At 42.2% G+C, this 24,557-nt stretch carries 13 protein-coding genes, 1 tRNA gene and 1 pseudogene; 5 read left to right on the top strand and 10 right to left on the bottom strand.

The window, feature by feature from the left end:
- The first annotated feature begins 62 nt into the window (after window positions 1-62).
- From QXD64_07850 to QXD64_07840, 3 genes are read left to right on the top strand one after another with little or no spacing between them, the layout of a single operon-like run.
- On the top strand, window positions 63-554 hold the full coding sequence (locus QXD64_07850) for a 6-pyruvoyl tetrahydropterin synthase family protein (GenBank protein MEM3397222.1): 492 nt from the start codon (window positions 63-65) through the stop codon (window positions 552-554).
- Window positions 545-1,174: a radical SAM protein gene (locus QXD64_07845; protein ID MEM3397221.1), complete on the top strand. Its 630-nt coding sequence runs from the start codon at window positions 545-547 to the stop codon at window positions 1,172-1,174. The genes QXD64_07850 and QXD64_07845 overlap by 10 nt, the downstream gene beginning before the upstream one ends.
- Before the next feature lie 11 nt (window positions 1,175-1,185).
- Window positions 1,186-2,133, top strand: coding sequence for an SDR family NAD(P)-dependent oxidoreductase (locus tag QXD64_07840; protein MEM3397220.1), 948 nt, complete (start codon window positions 1,186-1,188; stop codon window positions 2,131-2,133).
- Window positions 2,134-3,476: 1,343 nt separating this feature from the next.
- Here QXD64_07840 and QXD64_07835 read toward each other — a convergent pair.
- The 6 genes and pseudogenes from QXD64_07835 to QXD64_07810 form a co-directional block, all read right to left on the bottom strand.
- Window positions 3,477-3,557 (bottom strand): annotated as a pseudogene (locus QXD64_07835) (heterocycloanthracin/sonorensin family bacteriocin).
- A 3-nt stretch (window positions 3,558-3,560) separates the two neighbouring features.
- Entirely contained in the window at window positions 3,561-5,420 is a 1,860-nt protein-coding gene (gene rqcH / locus QXD64_07830) for a ribosome rescue protein RqcH (protein MEM3397219.1), read from the bottom strand.
- 2 nt (window positions 5,421-5,422) lie between these two features.
- Entirely contained in the window at window positions 5,423-5,719 is a 297-nt protein-coding gene (locus QXD64_07825) for a hypothetical protein (protein MEM3397218.1), read from the bottom strand.
- 66 nt (window positions 5,720-5,785) lie between these two features.
- On the bottom strand, window positions 5,786-7,183 hold the full coding sequence (locus QXD64_07820; GenBank protein MEM3397217.1) for a right-handed parallel beta-helix repeat-containing protein: 1,398 nt from the start codon (window positions 7,181-7,183) through the stop codon (window positions 5,786-5,788).
- Between the two features lie 89 nt (window positions 7,184-7,272).
- On the bottom strand, window positions 7,273-8,385 hold the full coding sequence (ftsZ, locus tag QXD64_07815) for a cell division protein FtsZ (protein ID MEM3397216.1): 1,113 nt from the start codon (window positions 8,383-8,385) through the stop codon (window positions 7,273-7,275).
- Between the two features lie 62 nt (window positions 8,386-8,447).
- On the bottom strand, window positions 8,448-14,627 hold the full coding sequence (locus tag QXD64_07810) for a tetratricopeptide repeat protein (GenBank protein MEM3397215.1): 6,180 nt from the start codon (window positions 14,625-14,627) through the stop codon (window positions 8,448-8,450).
- 115 nt (window positions 14,628-14,742) lie between these two features.
- Between QXD64_07810 and QXD64_07805 the strand changes: the two genes are divergently transcribed.
- Window positions 14,743-15,930 (top strand): MFS transporter, encoded by a 1,188-nt coding sequence (locus QXD64_07805; GenBank protein MEM3397214.1) that lies wholly within the window; start codon window positions 14,743-14,745, stop codon window positions 15,928-15,930.
- On the opposite strand, the gene QXD64_07800 is transcribed toward QXD64_07805, so the two are convergent.
- Together QXD64_07800 and QXD64_07795 are read right to left on the bottom strand one after the other, a co-directional pair.
- The gene (locus tag QXD64_07800) at window positions 15,854-19,927 is read right to left on the bottom strand and encodes an MMPL family transporter (protein MEM3397213.1); all 4,074 of its coding nucleotides are present in this window, start codon (window positions 19,925-19,927) and stop codon (window positions 15,854-15,856) included. The genes QXD64_07805 and QXD64_07800 overlap by 77 nt on opposite strands.
- Window positions 19,928-19,994: 67 nt before the next feature.
- A complete protein-coding gene (locus QXD64_07795; protein MEM3397212.1) occupies window positions 19,995-22,166 on the bottom strand; it encodes a clostripain-related cysteine peptidase in 2,172 nt (723 codons plus the stop codon).
- A 144-nt stretch (window positions 22,167-22,310) separates the two neighbouring features.
- Between QXD64_07795 and QXD64_07790 the strand changes: the two genes are divergently transcribed.
- Window positions 22,311-22,384, top strand: a tRNA-Lys gene (locus QXD64_07790).
- Between the two features lie 83 nt (window positions 22,385-22,467).
- Here QXD64_07790 and QXD64_07785 read toward each other — a convergent pair.
- Both QXD64_07785 and QXD64_07780 read right to left on the bottom strand, forming a co-directional pair.
- Window positions 22,468-23,742 (bottom strand): right-handed parallel beta-helix repeat-containing protein, encoded by a 1,275-nt coding sequence (locus tag QXD64_07785; protein MEM3397211.1) that lies wholly within the window; start codon window positions 23,740-23,742, stop codon window positions 22,468-22,470.
- Between the two features lie 117 nt (window positions 23,743-23,859).
- Complete coding sequence (locus tag QXD64_07780; GenBank protein MEM3397210.1) at window positions 23,860-24,309, bottom strand: hypothetical protein; 450 nt, start codon at window positions 24,307-24,309, stop codon at window positions 23,860-23,862.
- Window positions 24,310-24,557: the final 248 nt, after the last annotated feature.

The following is a 24,557-nucleotide window of genomic DNA, read 5'->3' as shown; positions in this document are numbered from 1 at the left end:
GGAGCAAAGGAAAGAAAACCGCAAGGGTAAACATTATTATCCCTCAAACATTTCCCTGATGCATGGAAATCTGCGTGGAGTTAGATGGTGTCTTCAGAGACCTGCGGTTCTCTGCCTGTCATTTTATCCCTGGGCATGAAAAATGTTCGAGATTGCACGGACATGACTACTTTCTAAAAATCAAAGTTTACGGAGAGCAAGGCAGCGAGGGCATGCTTCTGGACTTTTCAAAGTTAAAAGAGTATGCAAGGGAAATAATTGCTAAATTAGACCACCATGTGCTTCTCCCATCAAAAAATTCTGATTTAAAAATAGAAAGAAAAGGTGAGGAAATTGAGGTCTGGCATGGCAAAAAACACTACATTTTTCCTGCCTCTGACTGTGTCCTGTGTGAAATAGAGCATGTGACAGCTGAGTCACTGGCAGAATACATCTGCAATCTCCTCGCTGAACGTCTTAAAGATTATAAGAATTTAGTGCGAATTCAGTGTGGTGTGGCTGAAGGAATTGGACAGATTGCCTGGTTTGAGAGGGGGCTAAATCCATGCGGATAAACGAAATTTTTTACTCAATTCAGGGCGAAGGTATCAACATTGGAATTCCAATGGTTTTTGTTAGGGTAACTGGTTGCAACTTGAGATGCAAATGGTGTGATACTAAATATGCTTTCGAAGAAGGCACTGAAATGGGCATTGATGCAATTTTCAAGAAGGTTGAAGAATTCAGAGTAAACAGAGTATGCATCACTGGTGGGGAACCACTCCTTTATAAAGAAATTACGAAACTGATTTCAAGGTTTATTGATGCTGGCTACTTCGTGCAGCTTCAGACAAATGGCTCTAAAACAATTCAAGAGATGCCCTGCGAGGAAAACCTCTGCATTTCCATGGATATTAAATGTCCCAGCTCTGGGATGCAAGATAAGATGGACTTTTCAAACATTGAACTTCTTTCCCCTTTTGACGAACTCAAATTCGTAATTGCAGATGAAACTGATTTCAACTACGCAAAGCAAATAATCGAAAAATATTCGCCAAAGACAAATGTGGTCTTCCAGCCCGTTTATGGAACAGATATTAAATTCATTGCAGATGCTGTTGTAAAGGAGGAATTAAATGTACGAGTTCTCCCGCAACTCCACAAAATAATCTGGGGAGAGGTAAGGGGAAAATAGAGGGTGAAAGAATGAATATATGGGTAACAGGAGCTGAAGGATTCATAGGTAAGTACCTTATAAAGGTGCTGGCTGATGATGGCAACACTGTGATTGCTACATGGTACGAGGAAGAAAATGCTGAAACAATTCCTAAACATGAGAACATAAAGGTACTGAAATGCGATGTAAGAAACAGAAAGACAGTTGAAAAGCTCGTTGGAAAGTACGCTCCAGAATACATTTACCACCTTGCTGCCCAGAGTTTTCCTACAAAGTCCTGGGAAGACCCATGGTACACGATGGAAACAAATGTCATTGGCACCGTGAACATTTTTGAAGCTGTTAAAGCATTGAAACATGATGCAAAGGTTTTTGTGGCGTGCTCAAGTGCCGAATACGGCTATGTAGAACCAGAAGAAATTCCGGTAAAGGAAAACCATCTGCTTCAGCCCCTGCATCCATATGGTGTAAGTAAGGTTGCTCAGGACCTACTTGCCTACCAATATTACAAAAATTTTGGAATTAGATGCACAAGAGGACGAATTTTCAACACCACTGGCCCAGGCAAAACCAACGATGCTCCAAACGATTTTGCAACCCAGATTGTAGAAATCGAAAAAGGAAAGCGAGAAAACAAAATTTTTGTTGGCAATTTGCAGACAGAAAGGGACTTCACGGATGTCAGGGACATGGTAAAGGCAATTGTTATTTCTACAGTTAAAGGAAAGGATGGGGAATGCTATAATCTCTGCTCCAGCAGACCCATAAAGATTCAGAATGTGCTGGACACACTCATAGGACTTTCTACCAGCAAAATAGAGGTTGTGGTGGATGAGAAAAAGCTCAGGCCATCTGATGAGAAGATAATTTTGGGAGATAATGCAAAGCTCACTGCAGATACTGGTTGGAAGCCAGAAATTCCAATGTACAAAACCCTTGCGGACATCCTGAATTACTGGCGAGAAAAAATAAGGTAAAATTCCACAAACTATTATATACTCCTTATCCATTCAACATTACAACCAAAACTTGGAGGCATAAAAATGAGGAAAATAAGTATTGGTTTCGGTGCCTTGTTGCTGAGCGTGTTACTGCTGCTGGTTCCATGTGCTAGCGCGGACCCATGGCAGGTAGGCCAAACATGGGCATACAAATGGGAGAAGGACTACAGCTCTTCTGGCAGTGTTTCATGGACAAATGGAACTGTCTCGGGGAACTATGATGGTAAGGCAGTCTATGCATACTATGTGGAGTATGCAGGCATGGAAGATGAATACTATAGATTCAATTTCCATGGCGTGCACTACAGCTGGGCAAATCTGGATGTAAATTATCAGGTAACATCACCTGAACCCTCTAGTGGTCATCTTAAACTCCAGCAGAAAACAATATGGGTTGAATATTATGGTTACTTCTACATGAAAGAAAAGAACATTTCCACATGGAGTGGCCAGCATATGGTTTATGCGGTATACAAATTCGTTTACACAGTGTATTCCAAGGAAGATGTGGATTACAATGCAGAGTATCATGCTGAGACTCAGAATGCTACCGCAGATACCACTGCATATGCAAAGGGAAATTTCAACATCTCGCTCACACTTGACTTTGAGGATGGAATTCCATTTGTACCAGCAGACGATGGAAACTATTATTATTCTGGCTACACAGATTGCAACTACAGTGGTCATGCGAAAGCCCATGTAACAGGCAAGTGGAACCTTTCTGCCAACTACAACGGAACAAACATGGCACTGGGAGGTAATGTCAATATCAACGCAGACAAAGATTATTCAGGTACAACTACCGTATGGTACACCTTCCATGTAAGCGGGACTACAGTGACAAGAGCTGGCTTCCTGACCAACGCAGGCACGACGGTACTGGACAGAGTAGGGTGTCATGGCTGGAATGGAGTCCCAGTGACGCCAACAAAATCTAATGAAAACGATGTAGATGTTGAGGGCTGTGCTGAAGACATTGCAGATGCAAACACTGCCACCTATGATTCAAGCACTGGCTACTACGCCTCAGAAAATAATGGACAGTATGGAAGTTCTCAAAGTACCGATAAGAACAGTGTGAACCAGATTGTTTCAAATCCAAAGGGAACATATGGGAGCTACACCGCAACACCGACGCCACCTGCAGAGGCCGCGCTTGGTATGCTCCTGCTACTTGCAATTGTGGCTGTAATCGTGGTTGTAGTAATTATTGTTGTGGTTGCAGTCGTGCTATTGAGGAAAAAGCAACCGCCTGCAGCCCGACAGGCACCACCTGCATATCAAGAAACACCCCAATATCAACAGCCACCACAGTATCAGCAACCACCACAACAGTACCAAGCACCTCCACCCCAGTATCCACAGCAGCCCCAGCAACCCCAGCAGCCACAGCCGCCAACCTACTGAACCTTTTCCCCAACTTTTTTAATTATTTTTGTTTTGCCAGATGGAAGCAATTTCTGAATTGTCTCTATTTTAACTCCGAAAAATTCTGCCAGTTGTTTAGCCATAACCTCTTTTTCTTCCCCACCTGGAACAAGCAAAATGTAATCGTTAGTTCGCTTTTTAACCGCACTCTCAGGCGCACACATCAACAACTTTTCTCCTTCATATTCAACCCACCCCATCGCAAGCTCCGGTTTTAAGTTAGGAACAAAATTCTTTGTTCCTCTTATTATCCATGCTCCTTTAGGCACGAACTCACCACTTTGTGGCGTCTTGCTCACCTGCTCTGGCTTTACCCAATATGCATCAAGATTTCCAATCGCCTGGCTCCAGGCACGAGAGTAAGACACGGTAAAAACACATGCTTCATAAATTGTGGTATCTGGGATTTCTTTTCCCTCTGACTTAATGACTGTGCTGGGTGAGCCATGGATGTTCGCATGCACATACCTGTCCTTCTCCTTCAAATACTTCTTCACAACCTTGTCATTTGTTTCGGCGTCATAACCGCTCACCACAATGAAGCCATCAGAAGAAATAAACCATCTATAATTCTCAAACCAGAAGGTTTTTCTTCTTGCAAATACAGGTCTAACTGTTTTTTCCTCCTGCGCGAATTCCAGCCGCTCAATTTCTTCAATCTCGTTTTTCGTGTCCTCAATTGCTTCCTTCAATTTCGTTGCTTTTTCACGGAATTTCGCAGCATGCGCAAATGCATTTTGTGCATTCTCGTTTACCGTGAGTTTTCTATCTATCTTGAAAGTTATCTCGCCAACCCTACACTCCACACTACGCTCATCCTGTGCCACTACGAAAGCAGCTGTTGCCTTCTTTTCCAAAACCGCTTCAAATTCGGCATAATGCTCGTAAATGAAATTGCCTATTCTCTGCCATTTCTCATATTCCCACTCTACATTCCTAAGTTCCTGTTCCTGTGTCTCCAGCTTTCTTCTTGCCCTCTCCAACTTCTCTGTTTTATCTCTTTCGAAGTCCATATATTCCTTTAGATTTTTTATCTCAGCTGTGTAAGCCGCAATGGCCTCTAGGAATGCTTCAAATGGTTTGCTCGTTAAATTCGCATAGGTCCGCAAAGGAATAGGCACAACATCCACTGGCTTCCCTTCTGCATAAACAATCTGTGGTTTCAGGTGTTCTGTTTCTTCAAATATTTCTCGTATTGCACTTAGGATTGCTTTTCTTTGCTCTGGACTAAGTGTTCTGATTTCACCACTTCCATCAATACCTGTGCGGTGCAACACTTCCTCAGCAATGCCACCTAGCCATAACTGACTGACCAGGTTTCTCTGAACATCGTACCTTGCTTTCTTGCAGAACTCAGCGAACGTCTGATCATCCAAGTCCAGGGGAGACAGCTTGGTTGGAGGAGTACGATACTCCATCCCTCTTCCAATTTCCCTCTGTCCATATTTTCTATAATGCCTTGCTGCTATGATTTTGCCCTCTTTTACTAGAACCACATTTCCCTCACCAAAAACCTCCAAGTAAAGTGCATATTCGCCCATTCCAATCCTTAGAATCCTATCAAAACCCACCTGAGAAATCTCGTCTATTCTTCTCCCCTGCACATGTTTTCGTAATTCCATTATGAATGCATCAGGATGAGCGGCTTTTCCAACTACAGGAAGCGACACAAAGCCGTTCCCGACATACAACTCAAAATCTTTGCTACCAGAAAACCTGAAAATTATGCCCCCATCTTCCGCTGTGTAAATTTTTTCAAGGTATGTAGGTGCAAACCTTTTTATTTCCTTTACCGTGCAAAAGATGTCAAAAGAAGAAAGTTGAGTTTTCATCTTTAAAAGTCAATAAAGCCCATGCCTGATGCTACATTTTCATCTTCAGCTTTAAAGGCCGCATAGGCCTTTTCTGCATCCTCGCCTGTCTCCTTCTCTGCAATTGGCTTGAAGATTTCGTCTGCTCTCTTCACTGCCTCCTCACTGCCTTCCACCAGCACATACCGGACTTCCTTGTTGATGCCAAGAACCTTTGCATCTCTGATCTTTATGCTTTGCCTGCTTACCATGTCATCCTTCAGAGCTTCGTCTATCTTTCCAATGAATTCTTTTTTCACTCCGTAGATTCCGTAAGCCATAGTTTAACCTCCAAAAACCCAAAAGAGGGGGAAGATATAAATCTACTCTTACAGTTTTTCAAAAGATTAAATCTTCTTGGTTCCATCCATTTTTCTTCTCTTTTTTCGTAACCACCTGACACCTACTATTACTGTTGCAGATGGCAGAATGACAGCAACAATTTCAACTATAAAGAAAATATTATTTGTGAAAATATTATTTGATTCGTCATTACTCACTATGAATGAGAATTCCTCAGAATATACATCTAAATATTCACTTTTAGTCCCAGAAATTACCACGCAAATCCTATGCTTTTCAATCTCCTTTGGAAGTTGAAGCTTAAACTCTGCGCTACCATTTCCATCCGTAAGAAGATGCCTATAAAATATAGGTGTACCATCAGGCAGTTGTATGGTGATTTCAACATAGAAGTCATGAATACCTTTTCCATTTTCGTCACAAATCCAGATTTTTCCGAAAATGCTCTCTCCTGACCGAATTTTCATTGGGAGTTCAATAAATGGTGTTGCGTTTTTTAAAGGGTTACTTAATGGATAAAGGTCATAAGCGCTAGTAGGTATAGGGTATGCCTCTGGCGTTCCCCAGTTTTTTCCATCCCAGTTTTGCCAGTAATTGCCTTCTTTTTTGCTTGCATTATAAAAAATTGTATCGCAAAATTGTGAACTGGCACATTCAATAGGTGGTTTTCCGTTACAACCTTTTGTTTGGTTTGTGAAAAAGTTGTTATGAATTATTTCTCCATCGTAAGCACTAACAAATGCCTGTAAAATACAAAAATTGTTAGAAAAAACCTTCAGATTGTATGCCTCGCATGTAAGGATTCCACAATCAGCACGAATCCAGTTTGAGGCGATAACTACCCTGTGTCCAAATTGAACATCAACTCCCAGCCCACCCTCAAAAATATTTGAGAAGATTCTTACATCCTCACAAGGTATGTTACCATTATTTCCATGCCAAACCTCCAATTCTATACACGCATATCCCTTATGATTTAAGATATGGTTGTTTTTACATACAATATCGCTGCAACCAGCCAAGTCAATCCCAAACCTGCGAGTGTCAATAATTGTATTATTTTCAATGATAGCATGGGAACAGGAACCCAGACGAATCCCAATATACCCAAAATGTATTACACAATTTCGAATTAAAAAATACTTCTTTGTGGGTAATATCTGAATTGCTGTATCATAATTTTGAGGGTCATCACTACCAAAAATTTCCCAACCTTCTATGATATAAGGATCCCACTCTGTCCCACTACCACTCACAACACCATTCGCAAAATTGAAATCTGAATCTTTTTCAATAGTGATTGGAGAATGAGGTCGCAATTCTGATATTTTAATTCGTGAGGTCTCTCCTGGCGATGCACTAACTGTCGGCATTGCAACAAATCCCCAGAATATTGCAAAAAGCACTATTCCAATCCCAAATATTCTTATTTTTGAGAGCATTTTTCTCACCAAAACTATATAGAAGAACATATATATATATCGGAAGGAAATGAGTGAAAAGTCGGATTGAAAATTTGGTTTCGATAATTTTACCTCACTGTCTCAATTCCAGGTGGTGCCTTTGCCACCTTCTTTCCCTTAACAACCTCTCTGAACTTTTTCTCCTCAACACCAGTGGCAATAACAGTGGCTCTGAGCACATGTTCCATCTCAGGATTTACTCTTGCACCCCAGATTATTCTTGCTGTTGGACTCGCCCTCGCCTGAACTTCCTCGGCAATTTTCTCTGCCTCAGCCAGTGTCATGTCTTCTCCGCCTTCGACATGAATCATTGCACCTTTGGCACCATCAATACCAACATCCAGGAAAGGTGAATGTAATGCCTTTGTTATGGCTTCCAATGCCCTAGCATCTCCCACATTTGCCGACTCTCCCATTCCCATTAATGCAAGTCCAGAATCCTTCAGCACTGTCTTTAAGTCGTTGTAATCGAGATTCACAAGCCCTGGCTTTGTAATCATTTCAGTTGTTCCCTTTATTGCATGGGCAAGAATTTCGTCTATGACTTTAAAGGCAGTGTTGAGCGGAAGACGTGGAACAACCTCCAGCAGCTTGTCGTTCGGAATCACGACCACGGCATCTGCGCTTCTCTTCAGTTTCTCAAGCCCTGCCTCCGCATTCTCCATTCGCATCATGCCCTCTCCATGGAAGGGAAGGGTAACGAAAGCAACTACAAGGGCACCAAGTTCTTTTGCAATTTTGGCAACAACTGGAATTGCACCTGTGCCTGTGCCTCCACCAAGCCCACATGTGATGAAAACCAGATGGGCTCCATCAAACAGTTTCTTTAGTTCATCTTCGCTCTCCCTTGCTGCCTCTTCTCCCACCTCTGGAAGAGCACCAGCTCCAAGCCCCTTTGTGATGCGCCTTCCGAGCAGAATTTTTCGCTGGCTCTTGGTGATGAGAAGATGCTGAGCGTCCGTGTTCATGGCCACAGATTCAGCGCCGTAAATTCCCTCCTCCGAAAGCCTTGTGACAGTGTTGCAGCCACCACCACCCACACCCACAATTTTCACATTAATTTTCATTTTTTCAAGCATCTCTCGCAGTTCTTCATCCACAATCTCATCTGAAAACTGCCTTGGGTCTGGGGTTGCATTAGCACCAGTTTTTGCCAGCGCCTCTTCAATAAACGACTTCATATTTCCAACCTCTTGCTAGCTAAAGGAAAAAAGATATAAGAAGATTACTGTGGAACAGCTCGCTATTTCCCCTCTATCTCCTCCAGATACTTTTTGGCAATTCTGTTGTTTCTATCGTAGGAGAGCACAGTCTCAAACGCAATACCCGCATTTCTAAAGTCCTTTCTCTGATAATGAATTATGCCCTTGTTCATCCATGCCTCAACATAGTCCTTTTTCCGCTCGATCGCCTTCTCAAAGAGCGATAAAGCTTCTTCAAGCTTACCAGAGAGCATCTTTGCAACACCGTAGTTGAAAATCACTTTCTCGTTCTGTGGATGCCTGGCATAGAGTTTCTCAAATACTCTTTCTCCTTCCCTGATTTTCTTCTGGCTGAGGAGGAGTGTCCCTTTCAGTAAGCCAACCTCAAGATTATCTGGAGCAATTTTTTCAGCATTTGTGACTGTTGCGAGTGCCTGCCCAATGTCCTTCTTTTTGGCATAAACAAGCGAGAGATTATACCAACCACGCCAGTATTCAGGATTTATCACTACTGCCTTCTCAAAATAGTCCTTTGCTCTATCAAGGTCGCCTTTCTGCAGATAGACATTACCCAGTGCGTTCCATCCTTTTTCATTCTCCTTCTCAATAGCAAGCGATTTCCTTATAGCATCTTCCGCACCCTTTAAGTCCCCATCACTCAACATCAGCAACCCGAGATTGTAATAGGGCTGGTATTCCTGAGGGTTCAGTTTTATGTAGTTTTCAAGTGTCTTCTTTAATTTCTCAAACATTTTTCTGCTGAATTGGACCGCTGCAAGCTCTTCCCACAGCTCCTCATTTGCAGGGTTAAGTTCAAGCGCCTGACCATAAAACTCACCTGCTTTCTCATAATTCCCAAGTCCCTTGTAGGCCCTCGCGAGTCCCACTAGATACTCTAATTTTTTCTCACCATCTAGAAGTTTCTCATAGACCTTAACTGCATTTTCATAATCCCCTGCCAGCATCCTAATTTCCACCTCAAGGACCTGTCTATCCCTAGATTCCTTCTCCACCCTGTTAAGCAGATTTCTAGCATCATCAATCTTACCTGATGCTAACTTTATCCTTGCAGCTAGTAAAAGTATCTCATCTTCCTCGCCCATGCTCAGCAATTTCTCAACACAGGATGCCGCTCCTCCCACATCTCCTTTCCCCAGAAGTGTCCTCCCATACTCTAAAAGCACTTCTCTGCCTCCCCCCAATTTCATTGCTTTCTCCAAACACTCAATTTTTTCTTCCCCTTCCCTAGAAAGTGCCAACAGATACCAGGCATTGCATGATTCTCTGTTAATCGCAACTGCTTGTTCTGCAAATTCCCTTGCTTTTGCCTTATTGCCACGACTCAAGTGAATTCTAGCAAGATGTAGACAGATTTCAACATCATTGGGTTCAAGCTGGTATGCCCTTTCATAATGAACAATTGCCTCATTTATATCTCCCATCCTCTCTAGTATCTCACCCCTCATTTTCAACAGTGCCGCGTCTTCTTTCTGTAAAAGATATTTATCTACAATTTTCAGGGCTTTCTGATACTCGCCATTCCTCATATAACCTTCTGCCCAGATGGCGCCTGCTTTAGCACTTCTCAACTTTTCCTCATGTTGAGTGTAAAGTTCCACCAACTTTTCAACCTCATTGTTTTCAAGAAGAAGCTTCCCATAGCCCAGCAAAAGATTCTCGTCCACATAACCATTTTTTATCGCTTTCTCCGTAATTTCCACTGCATCCTTGGTACCCAATGCTAGTTTCGCGATCGCCACTGCAAGCAACGCACTACTTTTTTCATTTCTCGCTAAGCATTTCTCCCCATACTCCATCGTCTCTTTATAATCGCCCAAACTCAGAGAACAGCGCGCACAACCCTCTAAGCTCTCCAGATTAGCTGATTTTTCTGCCACGAGCTTGTAGTTGGCTAATGCCTCCTCCTGCCTCCCATTCTTCTCAAAAATCTTGGCTGCAAGAAGCACATGCCTCAGATCTGGACTCTTTGCAATCGTCATTGCATATTCCAATGCTTCCTTCTCCCGCCCAAGCACAAATAGATTCCTAGCAAGCTCAAAAACAATATCTAGAGAATTTGGATTCAAACTCAAAGCTCGTTTGAATAACCCAACTGCTTCTGATCTTAACTCGTTTGAATTCATCATCTCTGCTTCCAACATCTTCAATTTAGCCATCAATAGCCAATTCTCAGCTGCACTGGGAATTGACGCCTTTGCAATCTCTAGATATTCCTTCGCCTCCACAATCCTATTAAGTGAAAAACAAGCAAGGGCCAATACATAAGCGCTTTCTCCGTCAAGCACTCTCGTTCTTGCTAGATTCGCCAATTCTTCAATGGCCCTTTCCCAAATTCCAAGCTTTCCATAAATCCAGCCCCTCAGCTTATTTGCTTCATCTGTTTCAATACCCTCCAGTACCTTCAACGCCTCTGTATAGTTCTCAATATCGTAATAGACCTTTGCTAACATCAATTTTCCAGGGAGGAATTCGTCAGCTGATTTTTCCAAATGGTGAATGGCTTTCTGTTTTTCTCCGACTTCGTTGTAGGCAAGCCCGAGAAGATAATTGGATAGAGAATTCAATGTCTTCAATCTCTCTAGCAGTTCAATGCATTCCTGATATTTTTCAAACTCATACAATGACTTTGCAATGAAATAAATGGTTCTATCACTCTTATCTATCAAAATTGCATTTTTAAACCATTTCAATGCTTCATCTCTTTCTCCAAACCTTGCATAGGCTGAGGCCAGCATTAGGGCTGCCCTCCCACTTTCTGGGTTTGCGAGTACACATTTTTCAATTGCTTCAATTGCCCCTTTTCTGTCATTTCCTAGCAATTTTCCTATCGACTCTATAAAGAACGCATCAATCATCTTTTTATCCAATTCTTCTGCATACTCACAGAACTTAATTGCCGCTTTTATTTGCCCTAAATTCAGTGCTGCTACTGCCTTTAGATACCAGCTTTCCGCATCCTCTGCATTTCTTTCAACCGCAACGGAAGCATACTTTTCCATCTCCTCCCAATCTAACAGCATGGAAGAGACCAGAGCTGCCAACTTGTAGGGTTCAAACTGAGCAGGCTCTATTGAAATGGCTTTCACAAAATCTCTCTTCGCTTCGCTGAACTTCTCGAGTTTCTGGTATGATTTACCACGCAAAAGTAATGCTTCAAAATGTTCTGGTTTCTGTTCGAGGAACTGGCTAAGGACCTCCGCTGCCTTCTGCCACTCTCCCATCTCAAAGTATGCACTCCCCTTGATGAAGATTGCGTCTATGTACTCTGGATTTATGGAAACAGCCCTATCAAAGCATTCAATTGCCTCTACATGTTTTCCTTCTCTCATCAATGCTACACCTTTGTTGTACCATGCTTCCGAATTTCCAAGTTCTACAGCGATAGCAGATTCGAATGCCTTCACAGCCTCCGGATACCTCTCCATTCCAAGATAGACCGTGCCTAAATTATTCCACACTCTGGCATCATTGGACATCAATTCTGCAGCTTTCAGCAATACCTTCTCCGCATCCTCAAACCTCTTCAGCATCAAGAGAACAGTCCCTTTGTTATACCATGCCGCATACATTTCTGGATTTAACGCGATGCACTTATCCAGTGCTGCTAAGCACCTCTCCGTTTCCCCAATTGCATAATAGAATTCAGAGAGCTGCCTCCAGGCATCAATGTCATCCGGTTTTGCCTCCAGATATTGCTCAAAATGTTCCACGGCCTTTTTATATTCAGCCAAACCCTTGTAAGCTAAGGCAAGTTTAAGATGATATTCTGGCTTTTCCTCGCTCGCTATTAAACTCTCAAACATCTCTTTTGCTTTCTCAAATTCCTCCAGTCCAAGATAGGCAAGTCCCTTGAGCCAGAGCAATGTTTCCTTTTTCACATTGGGTAATTTCTCAGCTCTGTCCAACAGATCCAATGCTTTTTCAAACGCCTCCAGATGAATATGAATTTCTGCAACTCTTATCAAATACTCCTCTCGCTCCTCCTTCGCAATTACATGCTGATAACATTCCAGTGCCTCTGCATCCCTTCCCAACCTCAGAAGGACATTTCCCTTTGCTTGCCAGCCATCGACCACATCTGGGGATAGCTCAATCGCCTTGCTATATGAATAGAGCGCTTCCTCTAGTTTCCCAAGTTTCTCCTCACATCTTCCCTTAAGCATCCAGGCATTGAATATTCCTGTGTCCGCTGGAAGTGATTGTAAATATGTCAACGCTCTTTCCTCTTCTCCAAGCTCAAGTGCACATTCTGCAGCATAAACCCTTGCTTCTATATCATCTAGCTTTTCAAAAATAGCCAACGCCTTCGGAAAGTTACCAGAATGATGATAAGCAATTCCAAGCTGCTTCAGGTATTCATTTTTTGGTGTAAGTTTTACTGCCATTTCAAGCATTTCTAATGCTTTCTTGAACTCCTTTTTCTCAATGTAGGTTTTGCCTCCTTCATAATATGCCTCATCTCCATATGGATTTATTTCTATTGCCTTTTCAAGATAATCTATTGCTTCCTCCAATTTTTGTTGTTTTTCATAGACAATACCCAGCAGCAAAGCACATTCATAAGTGGCCTTTACTTCTAAACCTTTCTTCAACGCGTTCTGTGCCTCCACCCATTTTTCCATGCCAGAATACACTTTCCCAAGATTAAACAGTGCCTGGTAGTCCCTTGGACTTATCTTCAAGATTTCTTCATAGCATTCTGCGGCCTTCGAATAATTCTGTTGTTCTTCATATGAAAGGGCGAGATAATAAAGAGAATTGTAATGCCATGGATTAATCTGGAGGGCAAGCTCTAGTGCGGCAGATGCCTTCTCTATCTCTTTTTTCTCAAACAAAGTCCTGCCCTTGTAATACCATGCCTCAAAATTTGCAGGATTCTTATCTATTGCTTTCTCGAACATCAGGATTGCCTCTTCAAGGTCTCCCTTCAATACTAGAATTCGCCCCATAAGCAAAAGAGCAGCGGAATCTGCAGTTTTTTCAAGTAATTTATCTAGAATCTGACTGGCTTCTTCAACCTCTCCTATTTCAAATTTCCCCTTGGCAACCAGATATTGTACATGCCAGTCGTCTGGTTTCATCTCCATTGCCTTCTCTAAAAGTTGCAATCCTTCCTCTCTTTTTCCTGTTTCAATCAGAGTAAAACCTAGCTTTACATAAGCTTCAGCAAAACCTGGATTCTCTTCGATGCAACTCTCAAAATACCGCCTTGCATCTATAAACTCCTTCTTTTCAAAGTAGGAAGAACCTAAAAGATATACCAAATACCACCGATGTTCACGACTTTCCGGAATGGAAATTGCCCGTTCTGCAGCATAAATCGCTGCATCATACTTCTCCAGTTGGAATTCTACATCCGCCAGCAGTTCCCATGCCTCCACATGGTCAGAATTGCGCTCCACAGCCTCCTTCAAAAATTCTTCTGCTGTCTTAAGACGATTGTGCTTCACTGCAAGTTTTGCTGTAGCTAAATAAATTTCTGGTCTATCTGGATTGATTTTCATGCACTCCTTCAAAGTGCTGAACGCGTCTTCTGTTTGCTCAAGTTCTGCCAGAATTGCGGCTCTCAACAGCCATGCATCAACATTTTTTGAATCTAGCGAAATCGCCTTGTTTATTGTCTCTAGTGCCTCTTGGAAATCATGAATTGCATATTCACATGACGCTTTAGCACAGTATGCCTCGACCATTGCCTCCCGTTCTAGCACATAGATAAACTGGTTTATGGCTCCAGCATATTCCCCTTTTTGAGCAAGTACCATTCCCAAGTTGTATCTCGCAACAGTATAATCTGGGTTTAGGTCAATGGCCCTAGTGTATGCTTCTACTGCCTCCTCAATTTTTCCGCGCCTTGCATAGATATTACCTAGATTGTTCCAGATTTCTTCAATGTCTGGGTTCTGTTTTACAAGTTTTTCAAGAATCTTCAGAGCTTCTTCATTTCTGCCGATTTGCAAGAGGGCATTTGCCTTGTTATACATAGCAGCTACATTTTCAGGAGAAAGTTTCAATGCCTCGTTGTAACAGCTAATTGCACCATCAAAATCCCCATTCTCAAATCTCAAATTTCCTCTGTAAATCCATGTATCAGGATTTGAACTGTCAGCACTCTTCAGAAGTTCCTCTGCGTTCTGGATATCTTTTTTATGATATAGTGCTACAGATTTTACTGCCTTTGCAATCTCTTCCACTCTAGCCATCACCCTTACCAATTACTTGGAGGGTAATAAATATAACTAACAGGTGAAGAACAAAGGGCCTGCTAAAGTATTCAATCCAAAATCCTTTATATGTTATACCTATTTGGCAACACTAATGCCAAAATCCAAAGTGATTGCTGGCCTCTCAATCAACATAATTCTGCTCGGAATTGTGAGTTTTCTTACAGATATGAGTACAGAGATGCTTGTACCCTTGCTTCCCTTCTTTCTGGCTGGACTTGGTGCAACCTCTCTTGTGATTGGAATTGTAGAAGGAATTGCAGAAAGCACTGGCAGTTTCCTTAAACTTGTCTCTGGTGTTTATGCAGATAAACTCAAGAGAAAGAAGATTTTTGTTCTATCTGGCTACTCTATAAGCAATCTCACAAAGCCCTTGCTTGCCCTTGCCACCTCCCCTTTTCATGTGCTCGGCGTTAGAGTTGTGGACAGAGTTGGAAAAGGAATAAGGACAACGCCAAGGGATGGTATCATTGCTGACTCGTCTAAAGAAAGTGAGCGAGGTAAGGCATTCGGATTGCATAGGGCTCTAGATACCAGCGGTGCGGTTGTCGGACCATTAATTGCTCTAATTGTGCTCCTAGCATTTGGAACTGCGATGGATGTTTATCGCCTGGTATTTCTGCTTTCTGCAGTGCCTGGCATTGCTGCAATTATCGTAATTCTTTTCGTGCGAGAAACCAAGGGGAAACAGTCAAGAAAATTTTCGCTTTCGCTTGAAAAATTCCCTCCCAACTTCAGATTCTTTGTAGCCGCAATCGGAGTGTTTGGGATTGCCAATTTCAGCATTGCTTTCTTACTCCTGCGATCCCACCAGGTTCTTGAGATGCCCGTGTATGTGGAAGTTGGTTTTTATGTACTGATGAACATCGCCTATGCCGCCTTAGCCTATCCAATGGGCATTCTTTCAGACAGAGTAGGAAGGAAAAACATGCTTGTGGTCGGCTTCATTGTGTTTGCAGGAGTAATGTTCTGCTTTGCCCTTGTGCATTCTCTCCTTTTTCTGGTGGCACTATTTCTCTGTTTCGGGTTGTATATGGCGATGACTGACGGCACAATGAGAGCAATAACTTCTGTGATGGTTTGCGAAGAAGTAAGATGTTCTGCTTTGGGTATCATCAACCTTGTGACAAGCATCACAATATTCCCTGCTAACTTCATAGCTGGTTTGCTCTGGGATCTATTTGGTTCATGGGCTGCATTCAGTTTCAGCGGGATTTTGGCTTTGGCTTCTGCATCTCTCCTTGCTTTTTCTGTGAATGAGGTTTCTTCAACTCCTTCTTGAGAATTTGCTCCTTCTTCACGGTTTTCCCATGCTTTGCCTCTTTCTTTTCCTCTCTTCTTACCCTCTGTAATCTCCCTGGTGCCCACCAGTTCCATTTCTTGAGGAGAATCATCATGGAAGGCACAACATAAATTCGCATTATCGCTGTGTCAATCAGAATCCCAGCACAGAGTGCAAAACCAAACTGGCGAAGCATTCCCATGCCAGAGAGCATCATGCTTCCCAGCGCCCCTGCCATTATCAAACCGCAGATTGTAATGATGCCACCAGTTCTCTCAACAGCAGTAACAATTGCCTCCTCATCGCTCTTACCCTTGCTCACCTCCTCTCTGATTCTCGTGGTGAGCAGGATGTCGTAGTCAAGGCCAAGACCTACAAGAACCACAAACAGAATCAAGGGCATGAGCCAGAGCAATGGCTGGTTCAACACAATGGTAAACACGAACATTGTTAACGCCAGTGCCCAGGTCGCAGTCATTAAGGTTACTCCAAGCAATCGCAATGGAATCAAAACAGAGCCAAGCACAACAAGGAGCACAATGTAGGCACCAATTAGAACTATCAGCATCATGTAGGGAAAGTCCTTGTCCATCATCTCCTTTATGTCCTGCATTCCTGCGGTGCTTCCTGTGAAATAAATCGCTGCCTCTTTAAAACTCTGATAGTTTGATTTCTGGCTTTTCACAAGCTCCCTTACCTCGTTTATCTTCTTTATTGCATTTGCATGGAATGGCTGCTCAACCAACACAATTGAAATGAGAATTGTTTTGTTGCTGTTCCCGATGTTGGTGTCTATGACTGGCTTATAGAAGTCAAGGGTATCTGAATCACTGTAATTAATCGGGTCACCAAATGGTCTCGTAATGCTGTAAACTTTTGCAATGCCTCCGAGTGCCATGATTTTGGAACACAATGCTTCAGTATCATTGAAAATGTTAATGTTGTAACCCTCATCAGTTCTTACTGGCTCTGTGAGATTGATTAGAATGTATGTGGGCATTATGTCTCCTTTTCCGAAACCCTCTCCAAGTGCATTCATCCCCTGCTTGCTTTCCACATCGGGCATCGTGGAAACAAAGTCATAGCCAGTTTCAAGAGTAAGAGCAGCATAAGCCGCAGGCAGTGTGATGAGAAATGCAGCAACAACTATTGCCTTCGGATGCTTGAGTGAGAATCGAGCCGCATGCCAGAAGTAATTTCTTTTTCCATCCTTTCCAAGCAATGGCTTGATTTTTGATGGCCAGAAAATTTTATCGCCGATGAGGAGGATGAGGGCGGGCAAAAGTGTGAGTGCAGCCAGTATTCCGATACCAATCCCTATGAACACAATTGCACCTATGGTTTGCACCAGCGGGAGGGAACTTATCGTCAGGGCTCCAAAAGCAATCATCACTGTGCCTCCGCTCGTGGCAATGCTCTCTCCTGCCCAGGTAACTGAGGTTTTTACAGCCGCCTCTTTTGTATGGCCCTTTCTCCGTTCCTCACGATACCTTGAAAGAAGGAAAATTGTGTAGTCAGTGCCAGCACCAAGCAACACAGTAAAGAGAAAAGTGGGCACAATGTAATAAATCTGAATCAGGAAGGCACCCACCAGAAACACAATTGCGTCTGCAATCAGAATTACAATTCCCACAGCACCTAGAGGCACAAAGGGTGCCACGAGAGAAAGGAAGTAGATTATCATAAATATAATTGCAAAAGCGACTGCAAAGGTGTCAATATGGGAAACTTCACCCCAGGAGGCCTCCGCTATATCATGGGAGAGCGGTACATCACCCGTTAAATAAACAGTATAGTTGTAGTTCTTGTTCAAATCAGCAATCATTTGTCTCAACACTACCACATTATTGTCCACACTCGCATTATTTGAGCCCTTGAGAAAAGTGATGGAAACAAGCATTGTGGTATTATCTGGACTTATGAATTTATGCAGAATTGCAGGATGAAATTCCATCGGAAGGTTCCAGACACCTCTCGTTTCAAGAGTTTCATTCACTACAAGCCAGAGTGCTGCATCACTCTCAGCTTCAACCACCATTTGTATGTAGTTTGCATCCTTGAGCGGACTGTGCTTTGCAAGGTAATGGCAGCAGAATTCAGTATGCTTTGTGTCATTTGCATAGTTTTTGAGGTTAAAATAGGCCGCAACCTCAAGCACGAAGTCCTTCTCATCACCGCTCAACGAGGAATTGATGTAAGGGAAGAGCATTGCATCCAGAACTATAGCTGTGCGGTTATCTGTATCGTTGTAATCGCTGGAATTCAGTGCACACCAGCCATCATAAAATGCTCTAAAATAGTTGAGGGTTTTGTTCAGCATGGCAGGTGGTGTGCTTCCGTTTATCTGCTCCGCAATGTAGCCAAAGGCAAAACCATCTATTGCTGTCCTTGAGGCCCAGTTTTGAATGTCAAGGGCTGCAGAGACATTTTCGAAAAATTCTCTCGTGGTGTTATCTGGAATGTTTGCAATAAATTCTGGGATTGCTTGCGTCATTGCCGCTGTTCCCCTGTCATAAGCAGTGCCTATACTCTGGTTCCAGTATGTGAAAAATTTCTCAGAGTAGTTGAGGAAAAGTTCTGTGGCATTTGCAAATGCCACCGTTGAAAATAGTTCATAGGCAAATTTGTCTATTGCGGTGGTGTTGTTGTAAGCGCTGCGATTGTTCCAGTCATAGTAGTCAAAGGTATCGTTGAGTTTTATGAGAAGTTCTATCGCCGTGAAGTCAATTCCAGGATAAACTGGTTCTGTGAGATTTGCAAACTCGTCAAAAAGCAACTGTCTTGACAGGTTTCCTGCAACCATCGCGGTTTCCTCAAGCGTGGAGTAATTTCCAAATTCCCTGCTCCAGTTCTCCCCGAAAGCGTCTATGAAGTGCTCCACGGGTGTCAGAAACTCAGCTGGAATTTCAGTAGCAAAGAGTGCGATGTTCTCTTTTATGAGCTCGAGAGCGAAGTTGTTGAGCATCGGTGTATTATCTCCCTCATTGAAAAGTGGGGGCAGGGAGAGATACCATGTTGTGACATTCCAGAAGTGATGAATCTTCTCAAAAAATTCCTTCTCTTCCGTGGTGTTGAATGTGATGTTGCACCAATCTGCTATGGCATTTTCATCTATCGCCTTCTGTGCCCTCGCAAGGGTCGCGTTCATCTCTTCGCTCAGATTATGCTCTCCACTTGTGCTGTTCCAGTAATTAGCAAAGAGGTTGTAATAGGAGCGAAGCATCTCCTTCTCGCTCTCATTCAGTCCATACTGGCCCGCAAACATGTCCATATAGGTGGAAAACTGGGTGTAGGTGAAGTTATCCCGTTCTTCAACCGTGCTTCCGTAATTGGAATAATTCCAGAACATTGCATGAGCTTTGGGGATTGAGTAAACGAGCGTTGCAGAAAAATTTGTGTAGTTCCAGATCATTGCATATTGCAATGGAAGTCCATAAACCATCATTGCTGACTGTTCTGAGAGATTCCAGAGATAAACATAATTTTCAGGGAAGCCGTAAAGCATCTCGCCAATGGCCTTTGCATTACTGGCTGTTGTGTTAAAGCTATCTGGGAGTCCGTAAACTAAGTATGTGGTGCCATTCACATTTTCCTTTAATGAAGGAAATGCCTCGTGAATTGCAGAGGAGGCTGTATGCAGAATATCTCCTGTGAGGATGTAAACTGATGTCACATCATCTAAAAGGGCAATTTCAGTTGATTCCTTTATTTTTGTTGTCAAATTTTCCACGAAGTGCTTTGTCTCCTGAGAGGAAACATTGTGGTTTTGAATTACGACCACTGCAGAGCCATTTGGCACATTTCCTGGAAATTCCTTTTCAATGATTCTATCAGCAACCTTTGATTCTAAATTGTCAGGAGTGATTTTTGCTTCCTCATAGACCAGCACATCACCATAGTGGATTGCGAGGGGCGCAGCTAGTATCAGGAATACTGCCCAGATAATTGTGATTTTTTTAGGGTGTTTCACTATGAGATTTGCGATTTTTCCGAACATGTGGGATGCATACCTGAGGGGGTTAATAGAGTTTTCCCGTAAATAATTAGTAGCCTAAAAAGCCAGTTCAATGTTTATTTCTATCATTCCGTCTGATCATCTGAATGGTAATGCCAGACACAATGAGCATTATCGCGAGCAACACAGCAACCACCGTAATAAAGACATAGTCAATAACTGTAAAACCATCTGTTTGGATATTGAATACCAACTTATAGGTGTCATCTTCAGAAAAAACCTGGATCTTTCTAAAAACAGTTTGATTTCCAGATATGAGATGCACATATAGATATTCTCCTTCCTTAAAACTGGAAGGACTGATATAGGCAGTGGTTTTGCCTATCACCGTTCCCTCAGCCAATACATAACCTGTTTCGTTATAAATTCGATAGTTACACACACCTTGGATCTCAAGAACAATTGAAATTCCTCGCAATGGTGCACCAGATTTCACCTGAAATCTTTCCAAATAAAAATTGTCCGTCTCATTTGTTTCTCTCAACTGGTTATCTGGATCCAGAAAAATGCTGAATTTGAACTCACCAACGGGCAGTATGAGCGTCCGATTGATGCTTCCAGTCGCATTCACGCTCACACTTACATTCTCTCGCCATCTGAAGTTTCCCACTTCAATCAAAGCCACTGTGCTCAAATTCACATTCCCAGGATTTGAAACCTCAACATGCACCGAAAAGCTTCTGTTTTCAACAGGATGTTTGCCTGTATCTCCAAGAATTCTAATGCCGTCCTCTCTGACAAATTCAACACTATTAATTTTTATGTTGGGGCGTCTCTCTCCAATCCATTTCTTCTCATTTTTGAACATCCCGTCAAGATAGAAGTTTCCCATGTATGATGTGTAATTGTATGCAAGAATTTCGTAGTAATCACATACACTAACTGTATAGTTTATCCATGTTATATTTGTACTAGTCACTACTTCACCTGTAGAGTCACAGATGTAAATCATCGCAGCATCTGGATTTTCTATTGCAATTGTGTTGTTTTCAAACCTTGTTTTCACATACAACGATGCTATTTGCAGTGCAGGAGGATTAAGGAAGTCCAGTAGGAACTTATGCCAGCTTTTCTCCTTCGCAAACTGTGTTTTCAGGTATTCTGAGTTGAAGGTAGATTGGGGAAAATAAATGCTGAGACCTGAAGTATTGTCTGCCCGAACACCGCTGGCAGGCAGAAATGCGGTAATTCCACAGGACTTTAATACCGTAGCCTGCAGAGCAGATAACATGTTTCTGGCGCCTTTCCTTATGTTAATGTAGGAACTGTTTAACGATTTCCTAGCAAAATCTCCTAGGTCAACATCTGCCTTGCTGTTACCCTCATAGGTTTCAGTGGAATTTCTAGCTTCCGAAATTTCGGAATGGAGTAAAAATGTAGCCGAAGACAAAGCGAGTGAAAAATTATCTAGAGCATCGACCAGCAAACTAACTTTACTGAGATTTATTGCACTCAAGGCAACTGATACTGAAAGCATGGAGTAGCTTCTATAATGTTTTTCAAATGCTTCCACTGCAACTGTGGCAAATCTCTCTGGTGTAAGCGGTGCCGTTGCCTTTGCTATGTTGAGAAGAAGTGTGTAATTCCAGCCGTTTTCTGGCTCGTCCTTCTGGGAACCAACAAAATATTTAGCGGAGTTGCGTAGTGCATAGACCACTTCCACTAGTGCACCCTGGCAGGCATCAATGCCCAGTACATCGATTTCAAAATCATTCAATGCATCTGCAATTTCTGAGAGATTTAGGGAATCCTTTGACTGACTGTCGGTGCAGAAGCCACGCCAACCACTTCCATGGTCCCAGAGCACTAAAAATGTGTGGTTTCTTTTGAATTGCATGCTGAAGTTGAGAAAGTTTTTAAGGGTATCTGAAGAACCCATGTTAACTTCCTGCGTCTCTGGAATCACTGCACCATCATCATCCACCAATTCAAGGGTATTCTTCTTCACATTGTAAATCCTTGAATCCCCAAAGCCATTTTTATCCAGAAGCACGAGAATGTTTATACTCTCATCACTACCGACTGCCATCATCTGAGCAAGATTATTGTCTGCTGCACTTCCGAGATTGTTGTCTGCATCCATGTATATCAGAAACAGCCAGTCAGAGGATTGAATGCTTTTGAGATTTTTCTCTGCTGTGGGCATGTCCCCCATTGCTGGGACACACTGAATGAGAAGGATAAGAATTAAGAGAATGCTGTAGATTTGCTGAACTTTCATTGGCAATATAGAGTTTAAAGGGATATATCTAATTTGCGAAACAAGCTGGAATAGCGAAATCATGGATGTGAAAAACGGGAAAGGAGATGCTGGAGAAACCCTGCTAAAGGCATAAATATATCCTCAATTATCTCTCAAAAGATTGGGCCTGTAGCTCAGCTAGGTAGAGCAATCGGCTCTTAACCGATGGGTCAAGGGTTCGAATCCCTTCAGGCCCGCTTTTTAAGCCGGAATATCTAATTTTTTCTTGGAATTTCCCATTTTTCACAACTGGAGGTATTCTACTGGAAGAGATATAAATCTAGGTCCTCTTTCTCCTTCTTCTTCCCTTGTAGATAAACAAGAGACCAATTATTACAACTAACGCCCCAACCACCACAGCAGAGTAGTAATAAATAAGCTCATCTTTGCCTTCTTCTATAAGAATATAACATTCATAGTAGCCATCTATAAACCCGGCTTTCGAACAGATTACTGTGAAGAGAATGCGGCCAGTTCTTCCCAATTCTCCACTCTTAGTATAGATTGTGAATTCCAAAATACCGTTTTCGTCTGTTTCAGAGGATATTGCTCTAAAACTTGGCGTGACCCACTGGGGCGATGTAAAAACAGACATGACACGAATGCCAGGAACACCAGCGCCATTTGTGTCCTTGACAGCAATCTTACCTTTATATTCCTTTCCCCCACTGATTTTATCTGGAATTTCAAGTTTGATAGTGATATTTTTCAAAGGTTCTTTAAGAGGATAAATATCTCCATAACCTAATGTTTCTTCAATCGGATATGCAGATGCTGTGCCCCAACCTTCTCCGTCCCAATTACACCAGTAGTTCCCCTCTTTCAGAGAAGTATTGTAGAAGCATAGCGCACCCTTTTGTCCAATACAAATCTCAACCATTTTCCCACCGACTACCCCTTTTCCTTTACCTCCCCAGAAATTATTGTGATAGATTTCGCTACTATCTGCCTGCCCAAATGATAATGGAATCTCTCCAAAAAAGTTGTTTGAAATTACTTCTAAACCTCGCACCTCGTACGTGAAAATTCCTCGCCCACCTGAAACAATAGAAAATCTATTATTAATCACCTTTACATCATGTGCGTGTTGGACGTTAATACCTATCCCACCTGCTAAATCATTTGTAAAGATTCTTACATCAGAGCATGAAATATGCGGAACGGAATAATATTCGTTCAATTCTATACAAGAGTATGCCGCCCATATCTTGTTGCCTGTAATCACCACATCACTGCATCCTTGAAGGAGAATGCCATCAGTAAAGTTTTCTATGATTGTATCTTCAATTATAATGTGATTGGTATTCTCTAGTTTAATGCCATTTGAATTGTAACCACCGATTGAGTAATTCCCATGGAGAACACACTTTCTTATTTTAATGTATTCAAGAGTTAGTTTATGAGATCCTATCCAGATGGCAGGAATCTCATTGGAATATACTTCCAGATTTTCAATTATATATGGATCAGTTTCAGTCCCTTTCAGTCCCACTACCAGACACGACTCCGTTTTCTCTGGTGAAGTCAGCTCGCTCATCGAGGCGAATTGGACCATGCTTTTGAAGGTTACTATCTTCTAAAACATCATTTTCTGAATTGGATGCCGGTGCTAAATTCTGCAGCGAAAAAATAAAAATTAGTAAAATAGATATAAAAATTAAAAATTTTTCTCTCATATCAAATCCACCTTTAGCGGTTTAGACACAATTTCTTTGGCATTATCTTTGTATATTATTGTAATCTGGAGATCGTACAACGGGACCGCCACTGCGTAGTATTCTTTGCCTTGGGTAAGGGTAGTGTTTGAAGAAGTGGCATAGTAAATGCTGATATTCGTGATAGTGGCAGAACTTACTAGCGATGCAGGCCTAGAAATTCCAACTCCATTGTTTGTAAGGTATGTAATTACCTTGTTGGGTGTGTGGGCATCTAATAGTCCTATGTTTACCATGGTAAACTCAGCAAAGGCATTCATCCATACCACCCTGCCCGCTGAATTCACTCTAAGCATAATATCCGCACCAGTATCATAATTGTCATAAGAAACCCTGAAGGATACTACTTTTGTAGTAATGTATTTCAGTGTTCCCTCTGAAACTATGTCGGCATGTATTGATGACAATTTCAGTGTCACATGGGATTTAGCGTGCTTCCATGCAACCGATACAAATTTATTTACATAATCCCACGCAATCTCTGCAGCTTTGGTATTTGAAATAAACTTGTCTTCCGATACGGGTTCTCACTAACTTCCCAAGTTTTGAGTAATATGTATTTCCAGCTCATTAAGCAGTTTTCTCGTGGATTTTGTCACTTCATTCACAAAGTTCTGCTCCCCTACGGTCACAACATAAACTTTGGATAACTCCC

The organism is Thermoplasmata archaeon (assembly GCA_038874435.1).
Taxonomy (GTDB): Archaea; Thermoplasmatota; Thermoplasmata; order Lutacidiplasmatales; family SKW197; genus SKW197.
Note: the sequence above shows the minus strand (reverse complement) of the source record. Positions and strands in the feature narration are given on the sequence as shown.